Source organism: Paenibacillus sp. FSL R7-0340 (assembly GCF_038002205.1).
Taxonomy (GTDB): Bacteria; Bacillota; Bacilli; order Paenibacillales; family Paenibacillaceae; genus Paenibacillus; species Paenibacillus polymyxa_B.
Genome location: NZ_JBBOBY010000001.1, coordinates 4,090,651 through 4,113,497 on the forward strand (window position 1 = coordinate 4,090,651; position 22,847 = coordinate 4,113,497).

The 22,847-nt window shown below is 44.7% G+C and carries 21 protein-coding genes; 7 read left to right on the top strand and 14 right to left on the bottom strand.

Going from position 1 to position 22,847, the window contains the following annotated elements:
• Positions 1–167: 167 nt before the first annotated feature.
• From MKX59_RS17915 to MKX59_RS17925, 3 genes are all read right to left on the bottom strand, one after another.
• On the bottom strand, positions 168–749 hold the full coding sequence (locus MKX59_RS17915) for an NAD(P)H-dependent oxidoreductase (RefSeq protein ID WP_028542747.1): 582 nt from the start codon (positions 747–749) through the stop codon (positions 168–170).
• Positions 750–821: 72 nt separating this feature from the next.
• Positions 822–1,244 (bottom strand): MarR family winged helix-turn-helix transcriptional regulator, encoded by a 423-nt coding sequence (locus tag MKX59_RS17920; RefSeq protein ID WP_025718540.1) that lies wholly within the window; start codon positions 1,242–1,244, stop codon positions 822–824.
• Positions 1,245–1,578: 334 nt separating this feature from the next.
• Positions 1,579–2,700, bottom strand: a complete 1,122-nt coding sequence (locus MKX59_RS17925; RefSeq protein WP_023988141.1) for an NADH:flavin oxidoreductase — start codon at positions 2,698–2,700, stop codon at positions 1,579–1,581.
• A 245-nt stretch (positions 2,701–2,945) separates the two neighbouring features.
• Here MKX59_RS17925 and MKX59_RS17930 point away from each other — a divergent pair, with 245 nt between their 5' ends.
• The gene (locus MKX59_RS17930; protein ID WP_023988140.1) at positions 2,946–3,542 is read left to right on the top strand and encodes a TetR family transcriptional regulator; all 597 of its coding nucleotides are present in this window, start codon (positions 2,946–2,948) and stop codon (positions 3,540–3,542) included.
• 95 nt (positions 3,543–3,637) lie between these two features.
• Here the strand turns inward: MKX59_RS17930 and MKX59_RS17935 are convergent, their stop codons facing one another.
• The gene (locus MKX59_RS17935) at positions 3,638–4,789 is read right to left on the bottom strand and encodes an iron-containing alcohol dehydrogenase (RefSeq protein ID WP_023988139.1); all 1,152 of its coding nucleotides are present in this window, start codon (positions 4,787–4,789) and stop codon (positions 3,638–3,640) included.
• 251 nt (positions 4,790–5,040) lie between these two features.
• Between MKX59_RS17935 and MKX59_RS17940 the strand changes: the two genes are divergently transcribed.
• The 4 genes from MKX59_RS17940 to MKX59_RS17955 all read left to right on the top strand — a co-directional run bounded on the left by MKX59_RS17940 (position 5,041) and on the right by MKX59_RS17955 (position 8,227).
• A complete protein-coding gene (locus MKX59_RS17940) occupies positions 5,041–6,075 on the top strand; it encodes a C40 family peptidase (protein WP_340858682.1) in 1,035 nt (344 codons plus the stop codon).
• A 239-nt stretch (positions 6,076–6,314) separates the two neighbouring features.
• Complete coding sequence (locus tag MKX59_RS17945; RefSeq protein ID WP_340858683.1) at positions 6,315–6,845, top strand: GNAT family N-acetyltransferase; 531 nt, start codon at positions 6,315–6,317, stop codon at positions 6,843–6,845.
• Between the two features lie 160 nt (positions 6,846–7,005).
• Positions 7,006–7,377, top strand: a complete 372-nt coding sequence (locus MKX59_RS17950; protein ID WP_075154066.1) for an iron chaperone — start codon at positions 7,006–7,008, stop codon at positions 7,375–7,377.
• 172 nt (positions 7,378–7,549) lie between these two features.
• Positions 7,550–8,227 carry a tetratricopeptide repeat protein gene (locus MKX59_RS17955; protein WP_340858684.1) on the top strand — a complete coding sequence of 226 codons (678 nt, stop codon included), beginning with the start codon at positions 7,550–7,552 and terminating at the stop codon, positions 8,225–8,227.
• A gap of 108 nt (positions 8,228–8,335) precedes the next feature.
• On the opposite strand, the gene MKX59_RS17960 is transcribed toward MKX59_RS17955, so the two are convergent.
• The 10 genes from MKX59_RS17960 to MKX59_RS18005 all read right to left on the bottom strand — a co-directional run bounded on the left by MKX59_RS17960 (position 8,336) and on the right by MKX59_RS18005 (position 16,725).
• Positions 8,336–8,974, bottom strand: coding sequence for a GDSL-type esterase/lipase family protein (locus MKX59_RS17960; protein ID WP_023988131.1), 639 nt, complete (start codon positions 8,972–8,974; stop codon positions 8,336–8,338).
• A gap of 71 nt (positions 8,975–9,045) precedes the next feature.
• Entirely contained in the window at positions 9,046–9,468 is a 423-nt protein-coding gene (locus MKX59_RS17965; RefSeq protein ID WP_023988130.1) for a GNAT family N-acetyltransferase, read from the bottom strand.
• Positions 9,469–9,510: 42 nt separating this feature from the next.
• The gene (locus MKX59_RS17970; protein WP_023988129.1) at positions 9,511–10,065 is read right to left on the bottom strand and encodes a nucleotidyltransferase family protein; all 555 of its coding nucleotides are present in this window, start codon (positions 10,063–10,065) and stop codon (positions 9,511–9,513) included.
• A 19-nt stretch (positions 10,066–10,084) separates the two neighbouring features.
• Entirely contained in the window at positions 10,085–11,338 is a 1,254-nt protein-coding gene (locus MKX59_RS17975; RefSeq protein ID WP_076264269.1) for an MDR family MFS transporter, read from the bottom strand.
• A 54-nt stretch (positions 11,339–11,392) separates the two neighbouring features.
• Positions 11,393–13,108 carry an ATP-binding protein gene (locus MKX59_RS17980; RefSeq protein WP_076264270.1) on the bottom strand — a complete coding sequence of 572 codons (1,716 nt, stop codon included), beginning with the start codon at positions 13,106–13,108 and terminating at the stop codon, positions 11,393–11,395.
• Positions 13,109–13,157: 49 nt separating this feature from the next.
• A complete protein-coding gene (locus tag MKX59_RS17985) occupies positions 13,158–14,222 on the bottom strand; it encodes a cobalamin B12-binding domain-containing protein (protein WP_075154064.1) in 1,065 nt (354 codons plus the stop codon).
• Positions 14,223–14,415: 193 nt separating this feature from the next.
• Entirely contained in the window at positions 14,416–14,877 is a 462-nt protein-coding gene (locus MKX59_RS17990) for a MarR family winged helix-turn-helix transcriptional regulator (RefSeq protein WP_013309820.1), read from the bottom strand.
• Positions 14,878–15,076: 199 nt separating this feature from the next.
• Entirely contained in the window at positions 15,077–15,526 is a 450-nt protein-coding gene (locus tag MKX59_RS17995; RefSeq protein WP_023988125.1) for a VanZ family protein, read from the bottom strand.
• Positions 15,526–16,194: a ribose-5-phosphate isomerase RpiA gene (gene rpiA / locus MKX59_RS18000; protein WP_068940619.1), complete on the bottom strand. Its 669-nt coding sequence runs from the start codon at positions 16,192–16,194 to the stop codon at positions 15,526–15,528. The genes MKX59_RS17995 and rpiA overlap by 1 nt, the downstream gene beginning before the upstream one ends.
• Positions 16,195–16,254: 60 nt before the next feature.
• Positions 16,255–16,725, bottom strand: a complete 471-nt coding sequence (locus MKX59_RS18005) for a GNAT family N-acetyltransferase (protein WP_028542760.1) — start codon at positions 16,723–16,725, stop codon at positions 16,255–16,257.
• Between the two features lie 467 nt (positions 16,726–17,192).
• Here MKX59_RS18005 and MKX59_RS18010 point away from each other — a divergent pair, with 467 nt between their 5' ends.
• Positions 17,193–18,962 (top strand): methyl-accepting chemotaxis protein, encoded by a 1,770-nt coding sequence (locus MKX59_RS18010; RefSeq protein ID WP_023988122.1) that lies wholly within the window; start codon positions 17,193–17,195, stop codon positions 18,960–18,962.
• Between the two features lie 144 nt (positions 18,963–19,106).
• The gene (locus MKX59_RS18015) at positions 19,107–22,802 is read left to right on the top strand and encodes a non-ribosomal peptide synthetase family protein (RefSeq protein WP_340858685.1); all 3,696 of its coding nucleotides are present in this window, start codon (positions 19,107–19,109) and stop codon (positions 22,800–22,802) included.
• Positions 22,803–22,847 lie beyond the last annotated feature (45 nt).

The window sequence follows — 22,847 nt, forward strand, 5'->3', positions numbered from 1 at the left end:
TGAATGTCCAGTTATATCTGCCCCAAGATGCTATTACAAATTCAAAAGATCTATGAACCGGGATGTTGGAGATATATAAGCACTATAAGAAAAGGCCAACCACTAAATACGGGTTGACCTCATCATTTAAAGAATGTCTTACGTTTCTAAGAGAACATAAACTGACTTTACAGCACCGTTTTAACCGTGTCTTGGACTTGCTTCAGCAGTCCTTTATAACCATCTTCATCAAGGTAACCAATACTTCCAAGCAGCAAGTGACCGACGGATTCAATTCCAACGAAATCAAAAATTCCCGTATCTGATGTGATCTTCAATCCTGCGGTCATACCGATTTCATCGTAGATCGCGTTGGGAGTACCATGTGTATTCACAATAAAACCTTTTTTACCTGTAAGCAGCTTATTAATCCCTTCCGCACCAGCCGTATATGCAAATCCGTATGCAAATACACGGTCAACGTAACCTTTCAGGATGGCAGGAAGACCTGTCCACCAGATGGGAGAAATAAAAGTAATTGTATCCGATTGTGAGATGTATTCCTGCTCCACTTTGATATCAGCCGGAGTTTGCCCTGCTCTCATAGCGGCAGTATCCTCAGGTTTTAATACAGGTTGAAAATCAAGGGCATATAGATCACGTACAACGACTTCGTCACCTTTTTCTTTCAGAGTATTTACAACCGTTTCGAGTATCGCGTGATTAAAGCTTTCTGCGTTAGAGTGAGCATAGATAATAAGATGTTTCATTTTAATAACCTCCAGATGTTTTATTGTTATTTTGATATTAATATAGATATCTATACATTTACTTAAAAAAATTTATAATCTGTTTTTTACATGCTCCAGCAAATATTCCAGCTGTTCTTTTTCTTCATCTTTGAGACCACCATAGATGGTTTCTTGTAATCTATTGGAGATCATCTCAAATACAGGCTCTATCTCTCTTCCCTTATCGGTCAGAAATATCAAGGTAACCCGACTATCCTCCCTTTCTTTTTTTCTTTCGACATACCCCAACTTCACTAGCTTGTCTATCAAAACAGTGACAGTGGGTTGCTGACGAGAAATTTTTTGCGTCAATTCCTTAATGGAAAGCCCGTCCTTTTGATAAAGGAACATTAGAATTCCACCATGAGTAGGAACAATTCCTTCAATTCCATTCGATTCGAGCTCAGACACAATCAATTTATTGATCGAGTCTCTAATGGTTCCTATCAGTGCAGCTGCATTATTTTTTAACATACAAGCATTATTACATAGACATCTATATATATCAAGTGTTGGTTTCAGTCTGATCTGGTTTTAGCATATGAATGATTCAAAGAACTAGGATTAAATTTGATATAATGAAATCTAAAATAGATAGGAGCTTGTTAAATGGAGCAGCTTTTAAAGAAAATTCAATACTTGAGTACCCAAGAAAACTTTAAAGCAAATATGACTTAATCTAAAATGGTTCATGGTGGACTACTATTGCAGACGCATAAAAAAGCCAAAACACCAAAGTTCCTTACCTGACTTTGAGTATTTTGGCTTACACTGTTTATTTAAAGAGATATTGGAAGTATGATATGTTTTAGTTGAGCGTTTGAAGTACCTCAGGTGTAAAGGTTTGAAGATCATGAATTCGGCCTTCACGTATTTTTGTAGCCCATGCAGGATCACCCAGAAGCGCACGCCCAACAGCTACCAGATCAAATTCATTGTTGTCCAGCCGTTCCAGAAGTTCATTAATATCTTGGTGTCCTGCCCCTTTCCCTTCCGTATAACTTACAAAATCCTCATCCAGACCTACAGAGCCAACCGTAATCGTGGTTTTTCCAGTCAGCTTCTTCACCCATCCGGCAAAGCTCAAATCGGAGCCTTCAAATTCAGGTACCCAAAAGCGCCGTGTCGAGCAATGGAAGATGTCCACGCCCGCTTGTACTAACACATTCAGGAGTTGCCCCAGTTTATCCGGTGTATCGAACGGCTTTGCGTTGTAATCATTCATTTTCCATTGGGATAGGCGCATGGCAATAGGGTAATCAGGGCCAACCTCAGCACGAATAGCTTCCACAAGCTCAATGGCGAATTGTGCACGTTTTATGATATCGCCACCATAGCGATCCGTACGTTGGTTCGTTCTCTCCCAAAAGAATTGATCAACCAGATAGCCGTGCGCTCCGTGAATTTCAACGCCGTCAAAGCCCAATCGTTTTGCATTCGCAGCTGCATCGACATAGGCCCCAATGACCTTGACGATTTCTTCTTCTGTCATCGGCTCGGTCACTTTTTTTCCTTCCAGATCCAGCCCTGATGGACCAATCGACAGCGCTTCTGGGTTCGGCTGAGATCCCAAAGGGCGAGCCATCCCCATATGCCAAATCTGTGGAAAAATTTTACTACCGGCTTCATGAACCTGTCTGACCACTTCAGCCCAACCGTTTAAAGCCGCTTCTCCATAAAAATTAGGTATCCTCGGCTCACTTGTTCCAGCAGGATGGTCAATTACTGCACCTTCAGTAATAATAAGACCTACACCATTCTCTGCGCGACGGCGATAATAAGCGGCTACATCCGGTCCTGGCACACCATTTGGTGAAAAAGCGCGGCCCATTGCCGGCATTACAATACGAGTCTGTAGGGTCAGATTATGAATGGTATAAGGTTGAAATAAAGCTTCTGTTGAATGGACATTTTGCGGTTGATTACTCAAGGATTGTACCTCCCCATTTTCTTTTATCGTTTTTAGCGATATATAAAAAGCTCGTGCACCATCAAACGGGGTGCAAGTGAAATGTTAGCAATGTTTAATTTATCATTCAACCGACAAAATGTTCATTCTGTTGCTTAACCAAAAGAGTTATAAAATTGTTGTATATCTAAACTCACTTGTTGACAAAACAACACATGTTTATAATGGGGGAATCATTTAATTTACCTGAAAGGAGTGTCTTGAGGATGCCTGGTGTAACCTCACCCAACCCAAACGATCCGCGCGTCATTCGAACACGTAGATTAATTCTCGACGCATTCGTTGACCAATTAAATAAGAAAGACTTCTACACGATTACGATCAATGACATTACCCAAAAAGCCACCATTAACCGTGCCACGTTCTATGCACATTTTCAAGATAAATATGCACTGCTTGAAACCCTTTTGTCAGACGCATTTTTGGAGTATGTTATCAAGAGGATTGATGCTGAGGCACGTTTGTCGGAGGAGATCATTCAGAAACTTATTCTTTCGTTATGTGACTATCACGACTCAAGTAACCAATGCGTTCATAAATATAATTCAGTGGCACCGATCCTGGAAGAACATATTAAGAATCAATTAGAGCAATTCATACTTCAACTCATAACAAGAGAAGCCAATAATACAGACCAAAGAACGTTAGAACTTGCCGCGACCATTTTAAGCTGGTCCATTTATGGTGTAACCTTTCGCTGGAATGTGGAAGGAAAAAAAGAGTCTCCTACAGATTTAGCCGAGAGAGCTGTGCCTTTAATCTTCAATGGGGTTGTCTTATCTCTAGTCTCACAAATCTCTTAGCAGAAAATGCGAATAAAAAGGGCCGTTCCCAGTATACTTCGATCAGTTCCTGGGACAGCCCTTATAGTATTTAGTAAAATAATTGCATCTTTTATTTAAAGAATTTTCTTAAACATCTCGATAACTTGTTCTTTGCTAGGTATGAACGGATTGCCCGGAGCGCAAGCATCCTTCATTGAGTTCTCGGCAAGCAGATCCAAATCCACTTCATTTACACCCAGTTCAGAAAGTTTGGAAGGAATCCCTACTTCCTTCGACAGGTCTTTGATTCTTTGGATTACATAGTCTGCGCATTCCTTATCCGTTTTCCCCTTATCTTCAAAACCGATGACCTTAGCGATGGCACGAAACTTCTCTGGTACATGCTTGGCATTCTCCTCCTCCACAATCGGCAGCAGCATGGCATTACAAACACCATGAGGCAAATCGTATACGCCGCCAAGCTGATGCGCCATCGCATGAACGTAACCCAATCCGGCATTATTAAATGCAAGTCCTCCCAAGAAAATAGCGTATACCATTTGCTCACGTGCTTCTATATCATGACCGTTGCTCACTGTACGAGCCAAATGATTAAAAATAATCTCTACTGCTGCCAACGCAGTCGCATTCGTTACAGGATAGGAACCTGGCGTAACCAAAGCTTCAATAGCATGGGTCAGAGCATCTAGCCCTGTAGCTGCCGTTAACGCGGCGGGTTTGTCTACCATCAGCTCAGGGTCGTTGACCGAAATCGTAGCTACACTATTCTTATCAACCATAACCATCTTGACCTTGCGCTCTTCGTCCGTAATGACATAATTGATCGTGATTTCAGCCGATGTTCCTGCTGTGGTATTAATAGCTACAATAGGAAGCGATTTGTGCTTGGATTTATGAACGCCCTCATACTCGGTTATATGTCCCCCGTTGGTAGCAATAATGCCGATTCCCTTAGCCGTATCCTGTGGTGATCCTCCGCCAATCGAAATTAAAAAGTCACATCCGTTTTCTTGCAGAAACTGAACACCATCATGTACATTTTTACAGGTCGGATTTGGTTTTACTTCATCGTATACCGCATAGTTCAATCCAATATCATCTAGCAAAGATGTAACCTTGCCTGCAATGCCACTCTTCATCAAAAATTTATCCGTAACGACTAGAGCTTTGTTTAAATTCAGTTCTTTTATATACGGCCCAACTTCATGCAAACAGCCTGTTCCCATAAGATTGATAGATGGTACAAAAAATACATGTGCGCTCATATAAAATCGGCCTCCTAAAGGATTCACTTCTTGTTGCCTCGCTAAATACGGAATTATTCTCTAAAGTGAAATATTTCACATTTATAATTTTATCTTTATTTTATTTTGATGTCAATAATAAAACACAGATATTTATTGGTTTTATTTTTGTTTGTTTTGTTTTTTAAACGAATCCAATATTTGGTACACAACTAATCGGAGGAAGCCTCGTACAACTTAGATGAACACATTAACAACGAGGTGATGACAGCATGACAATCAACAAGGGAGTATTGCTGGCTCTGCTGGCAGTATCGCTGCTCCAAGCAAACCCGTCTTATGCGAAGTCGGTACCGCTGACTCCAGTGACGACCGTTTATGTGGATGACCACCCGCTTCAGCTTGCCGCCGAGCCGCTGCTGCTAGACGGGACAACGCTCGTCCCCATGCGTCAGTTGTTTGAGGCGCAAGGAGCTGTGCTTTCCTGGAACGGATTCAGCAAAACCGTAACAGCAACCAAAACCGACACGGTGCTGACCTACCACATCGGGGAACTCGTTGCTACCCTAAACGGCAAAACGCTGTCCCTGAATGTTCCGGGACAGATCGTTGAGGGCAACACGATGATTCCACTGCGTTTTGTGAGCGAAGCACTTGGGAGCACAGTGAAGTGGGATGCCCTTACCCGGACAATCCGGATTGCCTCCAGGGACGATTTTTTCACAACAGTTCTTTCCAGGGTCAACCTGCGCAGCGAACCGGATTCATCGGGAGCTTCCCCTTCCCTGCGGCTTATTCCAGCCAGCGAAAAGGTTCACGTCATCCGCGAGGCCAATGCTCTCTGGCTGGAAGTGCGCACTAAAGACAACCTGACCGGATACATATCGGCAAAACCAAAATACAGCGACTATTCCAGCCCATCCCTGGCGGAACGGCAGGGAGATGAACTCATCGCCTACGGAGAGAAATTTCTCGGTACCCCTTATGAATTCGGCGCAGCAAACGGACAGACATCGACCTTTGATTGTTCTTCTTTTGTGGGGGAAGTGTTCCAGCATACGCTCTCTATCGACCTCCCCCGTGTCTCTTATGATCAGGCTAAAGAAGGGCGGGAGGTCGGGCTGAACGAGCTGCGCAAAGGCGACCTGCTGTTCTTCAGCGCACGCGGGCTAGAGATCGGCCATGTGGCTATCTATGCAGGGAACAACAAATTGCTGCATACATTCTCCAAAGAACGCGGCGTTCATTTTGACACGCTTGACGATAAATGGCAGAAACGTTTCGTAACAGCGCGCAGGCTGTTTTAGGACGAACCAGATAGCCAGTAACAGTAGGCTATTCCAGTCCACATTCATTATCTTCTAATTGCCTTTTGCCGGACGCTCCCTTGCGGATTGCGTTCAGGCGGCAAAAGGTCTGGATTCATTGTAAAATGGAGGTCATAACGTTTAAAGACTACGTTCGCTTAAAAAATTGGATTGAGGTATTAATCGTTTTGAAATACTAGGTAGAGTCTTTTGACTATAGACAGGAGGAATAAATAATTATGCAATTTGAGACAAACCGGCTCATCATTCGTGATATTTTCAGATCTGATTGGGAAAGTATACATACGTACACGTCATTGCCTGAAGTTACTAGATATACAGCCTGGGGACCGAATACAGAAGAAGATACAAAGGCATATATAGAACAAGTTTTAGCTTCGCAGCAGGAACAGCCACGACAAGACTACGAACTAGCCGTTTGTCTGAAAAATAATGGAATCCTGATCGGCGGTATGGGTATTCATGTCAAAGATACTAATGCAGAATTGGGTTACGTTTTGAATCCAGATTATCAAGGGAAGGGTTATGCAGCAGAGGCAGCACGAGCGTTACTAGACTTTGGATTTAGCACACTTGCTGTCCACCGTATTTATGCAACATGTCGTCCAGAAAACAAGGCTTCTGAGAAGGTTATGCAACAGATCGGAATGCAACGTGAAGGTTTGATGCGTGAACACTGGTACTACAAAGGTGAGTTTCATGATTCATGTTTGCACTCTATTCTTGCTGAGGAATATAACAGGACATAAAAGGTGTTTTTTATATCTAAATATATTTTTGATTATTCAACAGACAATTATTCCTTGAGAAACATGTTGCTGCGATAAAATGATATTTAAACCATTTAATTACAAATAGGTTTGAGGAATTTTTCTGAACGATATAATTTTTAATTAAGGAGGGAACAACATGGAAGCTTTTGCAGAATATTTAGAGCATATTGATAACCCCCAACATCGGGCCCGAACGCAAGAGGTTTTGGCTTGGGTAACCAAGAAGTTTCCAAATTTAATGGCAAAAATTGCGTGGAATCAACCTATGTTTACGGATCACGGCACATTTATTATTGGCTTTAGCGTAGCCAAACATCATTTGGCCGTTGCCCCTGAAAAGGCAGGGATTAATCATTTTTCTGAGTTAATTGTGCAGGCTGGCTATGATCACACCAAGCAGTTGGTACGTATCCAGTGGGATAGTCCAGTTGATTTCTCATTACTTGAGAAAATGATCGAGTTTAATATTTTGGATAAGGCAGACTGTTCAACCTTTTGGCGGAAATAAAAAAAGGTTCCTTTTCTCGTAAAACTATACATCGAGCATCACAAATAAGTATTTCTCTTCTCGCCCCCTCTACCATCCTTCCAAATCTCATCATGCTAATGACCCTTAAAGTGACCCTATGCTATAATGTGGAAAGTATGGATTGTTACATGCACAGGAGGATTGGAGCAGAATGATTGGGAAATTTTTAATTTTCTCTCTACTATGGAGTTTGCTCGGCAACCCGTTTTTGGCAATGCTCGTACTCCTAATCGTGATCTATATATTGGATCGCAGCTTTGTCGGTGTATTGCCCAGCATCAGCAAACCATGGAAAAGAAGACGCAATGCCGCTCGATTGCGCCAACAGATTGCGCTAAACACCAACGATGTGGCTGCCAAGTTCGATTTGGCACGTATCTGGATCGAAAGCAAGAAATATCCGCAGGCTTTGGAGCTGTTATTGGAAATTGAATCCCGTTATGAAGAATCAGCAGACTATTGGAACGCACGGGGAACGGCTGAAGTACACACAAACCATCTGGAGGTTGGAGAACAGCATTTATTGAAAGCACTGGATATTAACCCGCGGGTGCAATACGGTGAGCCTTATTTGCATTTAGCCGCTGCTTTCAAGGAACGTGACGTCAATAAGTCGCTTCATTATCTGCAGCAGTTTCAGGAGATTCAGTCTTCTTCCAGTGAGGGCTATTATCTGACAGGCTTGATGTACCGTATGCTGGGACGCAAGGATGAGGCCATTGTAGCCTTTAACCAGTCCATTGCCGTCTATCGCTCTCTGCCCAAATACCGCAAACGAAGTGAGCGCAAGTGGGCTGCGCGCAGCTTATTCCGTAAAATAATCGGCTAAACAGCACGCCGAAATGCAAAGAAAGAGGTTCATGATGGTCAGTTTCTACTGCCATGATGAACCTCTTTCTTTAATATACTTTGTCCGATCCCAAGCATCCTATCACGCTCACCGTAACGGTGCATAACCAAGCCGATTCAGCTCTTCTGCAATCACGCGATAACCACGACTGTTCGGATGCACCCGGTCTAACGAAAGTAGTGCCCGTTCATAGCCCTCAAATGCGGGATAAATGTTCGCCACCCGGTAATTGGGTCCGCCCAATGTGTAGAGAAACGAGTTGTACTGGCGCACATACACTCCCGCCTCCCTTACCCCTGGAAAAGGATTATATAATCCCACCATTCGGATGATAAATGGCTCACGCTGACCGGACTTTATCTGATACAGGGCATGTACAATTTGGCGCACATGTTCTTTTGTGTGATTCAGGGCTTGCGGAATGGAGGAACCCGACAAGCCGGAATCTCCAGCAAGGGCGCTGATGTATGGGCGCAGATCATTCCCGCCGATCGTTACCGTTATAAGTTCAGCCCGGCTGAGCGCCGACCGAAAAAGCGGATTGTTGCGGACCATTGACAGCAACTCCTGCGATGTCAGCCCGTTGATTCCCAGATTCTCGTAACTGACTGGCGTACGGAGATGTCTTTCTGCCATTCGCCGATAGATAGGTACAAATCCGCCGCTCAGCAACGTCCCCGCACCTGTTGTTAAAGAATCTCCAATCGCTGTATAGTGGTACGCCAATGAAACCCACCTCCCTTTTTCTACATAACATATCTTATGTAGAAAGAGGAACGCGGGACCCGGAGATTCGCTTATTCTTCGTCTATTTCATATACACAATGGAATTGCCCACCATCCGGCAAATCCTCTGATCCATATACGGCAAAGCCCACATTGCGGAAGAAATCTGCCCCCTCCGCATCCGTGTCCACAGTAAGCCGTTTCGGATTACGCTCCTGGATAAGCGTAAGCAGCATGCCTCTGGCATATCCTCTATGACGGTTTTCAGGCAACACGGCCAGATGGCGAATTACGGTTGTTCCATCCTCCTGCTCCTCAAAGCCAACAATACCTACAATAAGTCCTTCATCTTCTACACCGAACAGCTTCCAGTCATCCGAGGCTTGATAGGTACGTAAAGCTGCTTCTCCGCGTTCAGGATGATCCAGCACAGCGTAGGTTAACAGCTCCAGAACCTCCTCACGATCTGAATCTGTTTTTATATTTTTAAACATTGTATGTCGTCTCTCCTTAATATCCTGAAATTAGGATTACCTCTAATTCTCCATAATAAGCAACGGCCAGTTATCAAGCCACTGCTTCTCAAATACACGCTGACGAAAAGCCGTTGTGTGACGAAACAAAGGACTTTGCCGTACCCGCATATCCAGCAGATCTTCCAATCCATGCGGACAAATGACCTCTATTTGATCCTTGTCATTCAATCTAACCGCCACAGCCGTTGCCGTCTCTGGCCAGCGGCTCATCGCATCCTCTATCGAGGAATAAGGAGCCTCTCCGTTGCGAATATGCATCCGAGCCTGATTTTTGACAGACCAGTTACGTCCAGCCTGCTTACGGTTCAAGGACAATTCTAGATACTCATCTCGTTCCTCTAGCGTATTTTTCGGGTCAAAGTAAATAACATCAATATCGTTTAAAGGTGTAGCAGTTGTATAGCCATGGAGCTTGTCCCAAACCCGGTTACGTACATAGCCTGCGGCAATACATCCTTGCGGCAACTTCAGCTCTCGCACATATCGCAAGTCTTGCAGTACCTGCGGATCATTCATATATTGTATGATTCGTAGCACATTTTCTTCCGACTTCATCCTGCACTCAACTCCCTTTTTATGATGACAGTTGCTGCACCGATTCTCCTCCTTGAGCCGCGATCCGTGCTGTACGCTGCGCCAGACGGCGGCGTGCGACCAGAAGAAACGGAATGCCAATCACAACCGACAGGGCAACCGGAACAAAAACGGCAAGCGGCGCCGTTTGACCATAGATATCCAGCAACCAGCCACCAAATAAAGGAGCCAGCACGCTTCCCAAATTATTAAAGCCGATTGTACCGAAGTAGGTCCCTTTATATTGAGCATCTGCAATTTGGTCAATCAGTACGTCCAACATCGTGAACAATAACACTTCACCAACCGTAAACAGCACCATATCCAGTATAAACATCCAGCCTGAGTTTAGCATACCGCACAGCAACAGGCTGACCGCAATACATATATTCCCTGCAATCAAGGAATTCACCGGGGAAAATCGACTTGCCAATCGCACCAGCGGATATTGAAATGCCAATACACAAACCGCGTTGACCGTCAGCATGTATGTAAACCATCGGGTTCCTTCTGCGAAGGATAAGGACAAGAATTGAGGCATTGTGGAATTGGAATGAGCATAGCCCATCACACAAAATACCGTTCCCAGCAAAATCGGCATAAACACCGGATCACGGCTGGCTGTACGGAATGCCTCGCCCATCCGCAGTGGAGCCTCTCCCGCCGTTGTACCTATATGCAGATCCGATGCATACCGGGCAAATTGGATCAACAACAGTACCCCGTACAATGCGTACACACCAGCAGCTACCATAAACGGCGTACCCGTGGATGCAGATCCTAACATTAAACCAAGCAACGGCCCTGCCACCACACCAACATTAATGGCCGCATATCTCATATTGTAGATAAGCAGTCTTTTCTCCTTCGGGGTTACATCTGATAACAGTGCCCGTGAGGTTGGCTCGAACAAGGATCTGCACAGCCCATTCAGAGCATTAATCACAAAAAAGGCCCAGGCTGCTTCCGCCAACGCAAAAGCAACGAATACAAGCGCCCAGCTCGCAATGGACATCAGCATCACCTTACGCCGTCCGATTCGATCTGAAATATATCCACCGTAAAAGCTGGCAAAAATGCCGACCAACGAGCTGACCGAAACGATCACCCCCGTATGAAAGGGTGACACCCCTAGACGGGTGGTAAGGTAAATAGACAAAAATGGGATACTCATGGATGTCGCCATCCGTCCAAAAATTGTACCGACAATAATCGTCCAGGCCAGCGGGTGAATGGAACGTAACTGTTCTTTCATATATGTCTCTTACGTCCTCCTTCCGTATGCAAGTCTAACAAGGGGGAAACCTGTCTAGCACTGGTGAATATAGCGTTCCAGCTCTAAACACGTTGCTTGATAGACAGATTGGAGCGCAGACAACTTCGCTTTCGCATTCTCAAGTCGGTTCTCCCGTGCAAGCTGTTCAATATCGGACAGCAACGAGGACAAACGCCCGACACCCAGACTCACGCTGCCTGATTTCAACTCATGAGCAGCCTCTACTACTTTTGTGGCTTCGCCCGCAGCAGCCAGTTCTCTTAACCTATTGATTTTGGCAGGTGTATCACTAGTATACATTTCCACCAATGACTCCAGTAGTCCCGTGCTGCCATCCTCGTCCAGCAGCATAATTTCACGTATAACTTCCTCATCCAAAATCGGCTCGGTTTCAGGCTTTGGAAGCCATTTGACAAGCTTTTCAGAGAGCCTTTCAATCGTTACTGGCTTTATCAAGTAATCGTTCACTCCAACCTCCTGGCCCCGTGCCTGATCCTCCTCGGACACATTTCCGGTCAAAGAAATGATTGGCACAGGTGGTTGCTGGTTTTCTGCTTCCCGCTGGCGGATCGCTTTCGCCGCATCATGACCATTCAGCAGAGGCATATGATGATCCATTAGAATACAAGCGTAGGATCGTTCGGAGGCCGCTCTTACAGCAGCTTGTCCATCCTCAGCAAAATCAATATGCTGGAATCCCAAGTGGTTAAGCTGTAATTGCACTACCTGACGATTTACCCGATTATCCTCAGCCACCAAAATAGTTTGAGAATGACTATGCTCACGCAGCAACTCGCTAAATACCTTCAAATCACCAGTTTCATGCTTCTCCATTTCGTCTGCCTGCTCCGATCCTTTCATGAAGGGAATTTCAAACCAGAACGTAGAGCCTTGGCCTTCTTCACTGACGACCCCAATTTCTCCCTGCATGAGTTCCACAAATGAACTGCATATCCATAGCCCCAGACCCGTTCCTCCATATTGGGAGGCGCTTCCTTCACCGGCCTGTACATAGGGCTGAAACAGCTTATTCTGATCCTCCGGTGAAATCCCAATACCCGAATCCTGCACCTCAAACCGAACACGTTGGGAATCTTTTGTTTCCTCCACTAATTTTGTTCGAACGATGAGCAATCCGTCACTCGTAAATTTATTCGCATTGTTCAACAGATTGAGCAAGATCTGCATGATCCTTGCCAAATCTCCCTCCAGATGCTCTGCCACACTGGTATCGGTCTCTATACTCAATCGGTTACCCATCTGATAGATTTGCGGCTCCAACAACTGAGCAACGTGGCTCATAATCGCCTGAACTCTGACATTTCCGATCTCCAGTTCCATCTGTCCTGCTTCCACTTTGGATATATCAAGCAGATTATTAATCATGTTCAACAACAGGGAGGCTGACTCACGTATCACACCGATGGCCTGCCGTTGATCTGGGGAAAGTTTGGATGAACCTAACATTTCGATCATTCCAAGTATTCCATTCATTGGCGTTCTGAATTCATGACTAACCACAGCCAGAAAAGTGCTCTTTAGGTCATTAGCCCGTACCGCTTCTTCCTTCGTCCGTGTTAATTCCGCATTACTTTTGGCAAGCTGACGCTGCAGATTGACCAGTTCGTTGTTCATTGATGAAAATTCATTCAGCAGCTTTTCTTCCTCAGCCTTGCTTTTCACAATCTCATCCGTTAATTGTTCGACCGTTTTCCGCAGGACAGCCATTTCTGCTGTCGGTTCCTTCATATTAAAAGGCCCCCTTTACAAAATGACTAACAGGTTCACAAAACTAACCTTATTTCCTGAGCGAAAGTAAGTCACCTGTAACCTCCAGTGCTTCCTCCGCACCTGGTGCGTATCCGTCCGCCCCTACTTCCTGCCACAAGTGGGAATCGAGATTAAAAGGCAAGCCTCCGACCATAATTTTCACATGGCTAGTCGTTGGGTCTTGCCGAATGAGAGCAATCAACTCTTTCACTAGATGGACATGGTAAGCCATGGTAGCTGAGATAGCCACCACATCCGCCTTGTAACTCACAATGGCCTGAAGCAGACTCCGGTTAGGTACATTGGCACCTAAATAATACGTATCCCAACCATCCATTTCAAATATATCAGCCAGCATACGCAGACCAAATTCATGCTGCTCGCTGCCTACACACGCCGCCACGAGGCAGCGTTCCTTACTTCCACTTCCCATCCATCTGGGGTACAGGCTGGAAATAATAAATTGAGTCGCGGCAGTGCAAAAATGCTCTTGACCGACGGTGATTTTGCCTTCATGCCATAGACGGCCTATTTCATATTGCGAAATTTGAAAAATATATTTATACGTATGTTGAATAGAGATACCCTCATCCAGCAAACGGACGATCCAATCCAAAGCCTGTCTGCGATTACCTGAAAGTAAATATTCCAAATATTGAGCCACGTTAGCAGCATAAGGATTATCATCTGTAATAAAAGAGGCATACTCCTCTTTCTTTCCAATTTGCTGTATCCCCAAATCCAGATGCTCCAGCACCATGGTTTTATCCGTATGATCGAAGTGCTCTACCAACGTCTGCTGGATTAATCTGAAATTGATGCTCAAATCTTCTTGGGTTATGCCGAAACCCTCCAGAAGCTTTTTTAACCAGGAAACATACTGTGTAAATAAAATAGGGCTGTTCATGATTACACTTTCAGCTAAATAGTTCAAACTATATATAGAATCCTGTTTTGTCTTTATTTTACCGTTATCCCCAAAACGCTGCAAAAGATCGGGCTGTAATTCGTATTGCTTATGGGTAACTAATTCAGCCAAAGCTCCTGCTTGCATCAATAGCGATTCACCTGCGGTATATTGCTGTATACTCATGTACAGCTCCTTCCCCGACAAGGTATTTGTATTCGAAACAGATACTGGGGATTTGTTCCAGACGTGACTATTAGACAATTATACCTGATTTGCGTCTCTACATTAACCCTACTCCCCAAAATACGACAAAAAAATAAAATACCGAGAAGTCGGTATTTTATCTAAAAGCAGTTTTAACCTGCATACGCACAATTTATGATCCGTTACTCTTCTGCCCCTCAGCCGTTAGTCCAAGCTTTTTTAACAGATGAATAGCCTGCTCTTTCTCTTCCACAGATAAGCCATCTACGGTCTCCATAATGACACGATGATGCTGCGGGAATATTTGCTCAAAGAAATGACGTCCATCATCAGTCAATTCTGCATAAATCACACGCCGATCATCTTGTGATGCACGACGGGTAAGCAAGTTTTTTTTCTGAAGTTTATCTACCACGTACGTAATATTCCCACTAGAGATTAGTACCTTTTCTCCAATCTTCTGCAAAGGCTGTGGTCCCCGATAATACAGCAGATCAAGCACTCCAAATTCTGTTGTATTTAATCCATGACTATGAATGTCCCGATTCGTACGGGACGTGACCGAATTATAAGCACGAGCCAGAACAACGAACAAATTAAGTGCTAAGTCCTGATCATCTGGTTTTACAGACATATTAACAGCCTCCGTTACTCATATCTTTATTCCAAGATATCTTAATTGTGCACTTTTGTCAAGTTTAAGCGTTCCTTTCCCTGCTCTTACGGCCTATAAATGGAGGAATTACCGTCTATTATGTGAAAGTTACAGTTCATTATGTAAAAAAAGCCCGCTCTCAGCCAGTCTTAAAGCACTGATCCAGAGAGCGGGACGATTATGTTGTTATCCCTAACTTCTTACGTACAAATACGTAGGCAACACGGCCGCATAATACTCCCAGAACATTCAGTATGATGTCATCTACATCCATTGTACCTGCGCCCAGTAGCATTTGGGACACCTCAAGAATGACCAGTGCGATCACTATCGTTAACAACAGACTGCCTATACTTCGCATGGACACCCAAATGATAGGCACAAGGATACCGAAGGGAATAAATACGCCAATATTACCGAGCAAATTAACACCCCATACCCGAAAAGGAAACGACTCCATTGCCCGCCAGTATTGCCTAATCGTATCAAACGGAACAATATTATACGAATACGGGGGTCCTGGTCGTAATGTACGACCAAAACCGAGAAACATCCAATATAATAGAAGCCCTGTATATAAAATCAATAACATCAATGCCACATGATGAAGCAGGCGGGTCCTAGACATTACTTGTTACGGACGTCGATCTGTCCATTGGCCCGTGCGATAATAACCTGGTCCGCCATATTAATGAACAGTCCGTTATCGACTACACCCGGAATTTGATTCAAGCGGATTTCCAATTCCTGCGGATTCTCGATCGTACCATAGCGACAATCGGCAATATAATTACCATTATCCGTAAGGAAGCGCTCGCCGTCTTTCATACGCCACTCCGCTTTACAGCCCGTCTGCCGCAAAGCCTCCAACGTCCATTCACTGGCAAAGGGTACGACCTCAACGGGTAAAGGGAATGCACCCAGCACCTTCACATCCTTGGACTCATCGACAATAATAATTAATCGGTCGCTATTGCTTTCCACAATTTTCTCTCTCAGTAGGGCTCCGCCTCCACCTTTCACCAGTACCAGTTGCTCGTTCACCTCATCTGCACCGTCGATGGTAACGTCAAGCCTTCCAATCTGATCAAACGGAATGATGGGAATCCCCAGCTCCCTGGCCTGATCCTCCGAAGCTTGGGATGTAGCTACAGCCTGTATATGTAATCCTTGCGCTACACGCTCACCAATTTTTTGAATAGCCCAAAAGGCTGTCGATCCTGTACCAAGTCCTACTTTCATGCCGTCCTGAATCGCTTCAACTGCTTTTTCGGCCGCTTTTTGCTTCAAATTCATTATCATCTCTCCCGCTATATAGGCTAGTATTGATCATCATCCATTTTATAAGAGAACGCTTTATAATAACAGAGACAGCTTTTTACCATAACAAAGGCTGTTTTCATCGTGTTCATACTCCCCAAACCGTTCAATAGGTTCGTATCCCCGTTTGGTATAGAGAGCAATCGCTTCAGGTTGAGCCGCTCCGGTCTCCAGTTTAATTCTTACAACTCCCCGTTTGCTGGCTTCCTCTTCCAAAAAAGATAATAGACTCACCGCAATTCCTTGTCTGCGATAAGAGGAATCGACATAAAACCTTTTGAGCTCCATTTCTTCCGCATCTATAGGCCTAAGCCCTCCACAAGCCACCGGTTTTTCGTCCACATACACAACAGCGAAAACCATTTTTTTAACTTTCGGATTGGAAAAATCGACCAAGTAAATTTCGTCGGCAGGATACCTTTCCAGCAAGTCCTCATCCAGCCTTTGGATCAACTTATGCAGATCCTCATGATTACTCTCAACCTTTAAAATCGTAAGCTTGGACATTCTTCTTATCCCTCTTCTCTTTACATGGATATAAGGACTCATTTCGCAAACAATTCACAAAAACCGCGCTAAATCAAGCATTTCCAACGTCAAATATGAAAAATGTCCCAAATTGATAAGTGCATTTGACTCTATTATAAAGTATGATGGTTTCTGTTGAATAGTTGCTTATGGACTGTAATGAAGTCGAATTTCAAGTAGAAGTATAAATTGGAATATACTGAAACACAGACAGCGTTTACCTATTAAAAATTAATTTTTTATTGTGTAAGGTATTCATTTCAAGGGCTTTTCGTACGACATATATATAGGGATATCATACTTGTCTATAAAAGGACTTAAGACCTATTACTTAAAATTCAAGGGTCTATGATCTCGATTAATATGTTTGTAAGGGGGACTTGATTATCTCATTCGATAAGCGGTTCAACACCATATACAAAAATACAACCAGGGAGTGGAACATTTTGAAAAAGTGGAGTAGCTTATCATTCTTCACCAAAAACTTATTATTATCCTTCTTCAACATCGTATTGATTGGGCTAGTCCTTATTGTGTCCAGTTATTTGATCCAACGTACGATTTTGATAGACCAATTGCATGGGCAAGTGGAAAAAATCACATTGAAGTGGGCCCAGGGCATTAATTCCGATGAAGTAACCCAAGCGGTTCAAGAGAAAAATTATGATGGACCCGTTCAAACCAAACTCCGCGCGTATCTAGATAACATCATGGCGACGAATCCGAATATCTCTCATGCTTATATTTTCGGGACGGAGCTCGAAAATGGCAATCTAACATCTATTGTGGCGATGCCAACGGATCTCAGAGAAGCATTTGAAAAAGATAAGCTGCTCGTTGGCTCCATGTACGAGCAACCCAATGTCGTAGCAGTAGGCGTAACCGGTATGCTGGACAGTGGCAAACCAACATTCACCAGCTTCTACGATGATTCTTTTGGTACATGGACGACTTTGATGACTCCGATTAAAGATCCAAGTGGCAAAATCTTTGCATATTTTGCAGTCGATGCAGATGCCGGTGCCGTACCTGCAGGATTGACCAAGCTACTCATTAGCGGCGCTACCATTTTAGTGATTTTCCTACTGATCTGCCTGGCGCTTCAATATTGGGTTGTAAAACGCACGCTGTCCCCGATTAAGCAACTGATGTACGGTATCAGTGAAGTAAGCAGAGGAAATCTGGATGTTCAAATTCATGCAGGTCATGATGATTTGGGGCTCGTGAATCAGAACTTCAACAATATGGTAAGTCATATTAACAGCATTATGACCAAAGTGAAGCAGACAACGGATGAAGTCAATGAATCTGCCAAGGAATTACTCGCAATCTGCGAGCAAAACGGAATCAATTCCAACATCATCAATCAAAACATCAGTGAAATCACGGAGAATATCCGTTCGCAGGAAAAAGCAACAGGTGATAGTGCACGTGCCATGGCTGAAATGGCTTCGGTAATTCAAAATATTGCCACTAGTTCTTCCAATGTTGCGGAGGAAGCCAATTCGGTAGAGAAACGTTCTAATGAAGGCAACGAGATTGTAGGTAAGGTATCATCCCAAATGCACTTGATTACCGATACAGTAACCAATACTTCCCGTATCATCAAGTTGCTGGACAGTCGTTCGCAGGAAATTGGCAATATCATCAGTACCATTTCAGGCATCTCCAGTCAAACCAACCTGCTCGCTCTGAACGCTTCTATTGAAGCTGCCCGTGTTGGTGAAGAAGGTAAAGGCTTTGCCGTTGTTGCCAGTGAAGTACGTAAGCTGGCAGAACAATCTGCGGATGCAACCAAACAAATTACGTCCCTGATTGAAGAAATTCAAAGTGAAATCGGACAAGCTGTGAAGTCGATGGAGCAAGGAAACGTTGAAGTTCAAAACGGAATCGTCGTTGCCGGACAAGCAGGCGTGCTGTTCAATGATATTCTTCAAGCAACTAAAAATGTAGCATGGCAAATCCAAGAAGTATCCAGTGCTACTGAGCAAATATCTGCGGGTACACAGGAAATGACAGCAACAGCAGACGATCTTTCTTCCACCGTAACCAAAACAGCCAATAACAGTGTTCACATTGTGCGAACGGTGGAGGAACAAAAAGCTTCTTTGGATTCGATTATTGATTCATCCCATAAATTGACATCCATGTCTGAAGAGCTTCAAGAAATTACATCTTATTTCAAAATTGCAGACACCAACCGTACCAAATCATAATAACTATTTATCGACTCCAAAATTAATTTCATAAGTAAATCATTCGGTAATGCCTCCCTCCTGTTCATGCATTTGAAGGGATCGGAGGCATTTACTGAGTTTATCATTTATATTAAGACATCATACATTCAGGAGGTTAGCGTAATGGCTTCATTACTACAAAACAGCACACAGACAATCCCATCCCCATTCCTAGTTCCCTTGGATTGTGCACGTATACAACGCAAGCATACATCCTCTACTTATCAAGTAGAGTTAGAAGCGTCCATCTCGGAACAATTAAATCAGCAAAAAACTGCGGAAGACAAGCAAGCGTTGCTCTTATCAGCATATACTGCATGGGTATATCGCCTATCCGCAGAAGAAGAAGTTTCTTTTTCTACATTTGTGCCACAAACCGGTCTGCTTACAGCTTCGCTGACAGTCGAAAAGGAAACGACTTTTCACGAACTAGCAGACTTATTTCAGGACATGCTCCGTGAGCCTAATGCATACCTTGCGGAACCACAAGCCGATACTTCATTTTCGGCAAATCTGCCTACGGACAGCGGTGTAGAATCCCGTATTATGGACTGGGCTGTTAGTGAACACAATGGCGCTTATCAAATACAGATACGTTATGATCAATCACTCTTGCTGGAAACAACGGTTGTCCGATACGCAGAATACTTTGAAACCCTTTTGCGTGGCGCGCTAACCAACAGCCATGCACTTGTGAATTCCATTGATATATTATCGGATGCGGATCGAGCTGCTCACGAAGCTTTAAATAATACAGTTGTGAAATATCCTGAGCACCAAACTATTCATGGAATGTTTGAGGAGGCGGCTTCACAATACCCTGATCGTCCGGCTATTGCTTCACACACTGGAGAGTACACGTACCGTGAGTTGAACGAACGTGCTAACCAAGTCGCACGTGTCTTGTTATCCAAAGGTCTTACCAAAGGTGAATTCGTGACTATCTTCATGGAACGGAGCTTAGAGACCGTCATTTCACTGCTTGGTATCCTGAAAGCCGGAGGCGTATATGTACCTGTTGATCCCGCCCACCCTGCTGACCGGAGTAGCTACATTGTCGAAGACACGCGTTCTCCTTTTGTCTTAACAACTTCCGCACTCATGGAACAAGCGACTGAACTGTGCGGTTCCATTGAGACGGTAAAAGAAATTTTAGCGATTAACGGGCCACTGGCAGGCTATGCTGCAAGCAATCCGAACGTTAATGTAAGTCCGGATGATCTAGCTTATGTCATCTATACATCCGGCTCTACAGGCAAACCGAAAGGTGCCCTGATCGCTCACCGCGGTGTCGTTAACCTAGGAGCTGTCGTGCAACGCGATTGCGACATTACACCTCAGGATGTATTGACCCAATTTGCGACCTACAGCTTCGATGCATCCGTTTGGGATACAATTGGAGCCTTGTTTTACGGTGCAAAATTGTACTTGCTGTCTTCCGAAGAACGTGTATCTGTTGAAGAATTCGCTGAAGCCATTGCACGTACAGGCACGACGATTATTACCATTTTGCCGACCGTATTCTTTAATCAGCTATCTACGTACTTGTCAGACGAAGGCTATCGCAAACTCGCTAAGGTACGGATTGTTACCGTGGCAGGAGAAGCGCTGTACGGCTCACAAGTTCGAGCGTTCCAAAGCAAATTCGGTACAGATACCGACATCGTAAACGTATATGGACCGACAGAATGCACCGTAGCAACGACGACCCATCGGGTCCGTGGTGCCGTGCCTGAGCATGTCGTCAATATTCCGATCGGCAAGCCTATTTACAATTACAAAGTGTATATCGTTAACGATGATAACAAGCTTTGCCCTGTCAATATTCCGGGTGAAGTATGCATTGCTACTCCTGCATTGGCCCATGGCTATCTCCATCAGCCAGAACGTACAGCCCAATCATTCGTGGACAATCCTTTTGTTCCGGGTGAAAAAATGTACCGCTCGGGTGATATCGCCAAGCTGCTGCCAGATGGTACGATTGAATACGTAAGCCGCAAGGATTCACAACTCAAAATTCGGGGGAATCGGATTGAAATTGGAGAAATTGAAGACCATTTTTCCAAACATCCAGGTGTTCAGGACGTCGCTGTAGTAGCCGTCAAAGATCACACAGATCAGAACATGTTAGTTGGCTATTTTACCACTTCGGATGGACAATCCATTCCACAAGACGTTATTCAGTCTTATATTGGGGGCAAGCTGCCTTCTTATTTTGTACCAAGCCATGTCGTTCATCTGGAAGCCATGCCAATTTCACCAACTGGCAAGATCGATCGCAAAAAGTTGGCCCTGCGACCACTTCCGGAAGCGTCTGATCTTTCATTTGGCGGGGAACCTCTCCGAGAAGGAACCGAAACACTTATTGCCGAAGCATGGACTCAAGTGCTTGGTAAAAATAACATTGGCGCTACCGATGATTTCTTCCTGATTGGGGGCGATTCGCTTCGTGTCATTCATGTGCTGGCTATTCTAAAGCCGCGCTATGGCGCGCTGCGCATCGGAGATTTTTTCCGCTACAAAACCGTTCGCGAGCTTGCTGAATATGTGGAACAATTAGGTACGGAACAAACGCCGCAACGCAAGCCACTTGCGATTTCTCAAGAAAAAATGGACTTGAATGAGCATCCTATTGAGTTGTCTGGTGCTTCTGACTTAGCTGAAGTCCGCGACTTGCGCGTGATTTTGTTGACCGGTGCTACAGGCTATCTGGGCTCGCACATTCTGTATGACCTGCTTCAACGGACAGAAGCCAAAGTATACGCGATGGTACGCCCTTCTCAGGACGGTCCATCCGGTATCGAGCGTATTCAGTCCGTATTGATGGGATATTTTGGACAAGATATCTCCAGCTTGATCGAAGGACGGGTAAAAGCTGTCTATGGGGATCTGGAGCAAGCTGATCTTGGTCTCTCTTCCGTCGACCGCCATATGCTGGAGCACCAAATCGACGGCATCATTCACAGCGCCGCTGATGTTCGCCATTTTGGTGATTCGGCAGCCTTCGATCGCACGAATGTGACCGGAACACTGGAACTGCTGAAAATCGCTCAAGCCAAGCCGGGAGTATCGTTCCATCATGTCTCCACTATGGGGATACCGGAGGATCTTGCAAACGAAGGAAAATGGGAGTCGGCATTGGAGCTTTCTGCCTTCCCAGACGAATTGAACGTGGACAACCTGTACACGAACAGTAAACTCGCAGCAGAGAAGCTATTGTTCCAAGCAGCTCAAGCGGGTACGCCTGTCTCGATCTATCGCGCGGGTAATTTGACAGCCCATTCGGCCAACGGACGCTTCCAGCGAAATATCGACAGCAATGCTTATTATCGCATGATGAAGGCGATGCTGCTGCTGGGCAAAGCGCCACAAGCTGATTGGCATACGGACTTCACACCGATTGATTACGCCAGCCGTGCTATCGTAGAGCTGTCCGTTCATCAAAAAAGCGCAAACCGCATTTTCCATATCTGCAATCAGAACCCATTGCCATATGATGAACTGATCGCTATGGTAAACCAACTCGGTTACGCAGTAGAAACCCTGCCTTTTGACGATTACAGCGCTTGGCTGCTGAATCCGTCTTCCGGCATTCAGGAGGATGCACTTCACCTTGCTATGGGACAACTGGAAGGTGACGGAGCTAAGGATTCAGCTTACCGTTACGGATGCTCTGTAACCGCAGCTCTGCTGGAACAAGCTGGCGTTCAATGCCCGGCAACCGACCTTAACTTTATTCGGAACATGATCCAGCATGCCGTCGAGATCGGTTACTTCCCGACCTCTTCATCGGTATCTGTAAAAGCAACACAGAGGTAACAAAGTTGTGATATTTCCCCCGAATGTTTTCGGTATGATAGACTA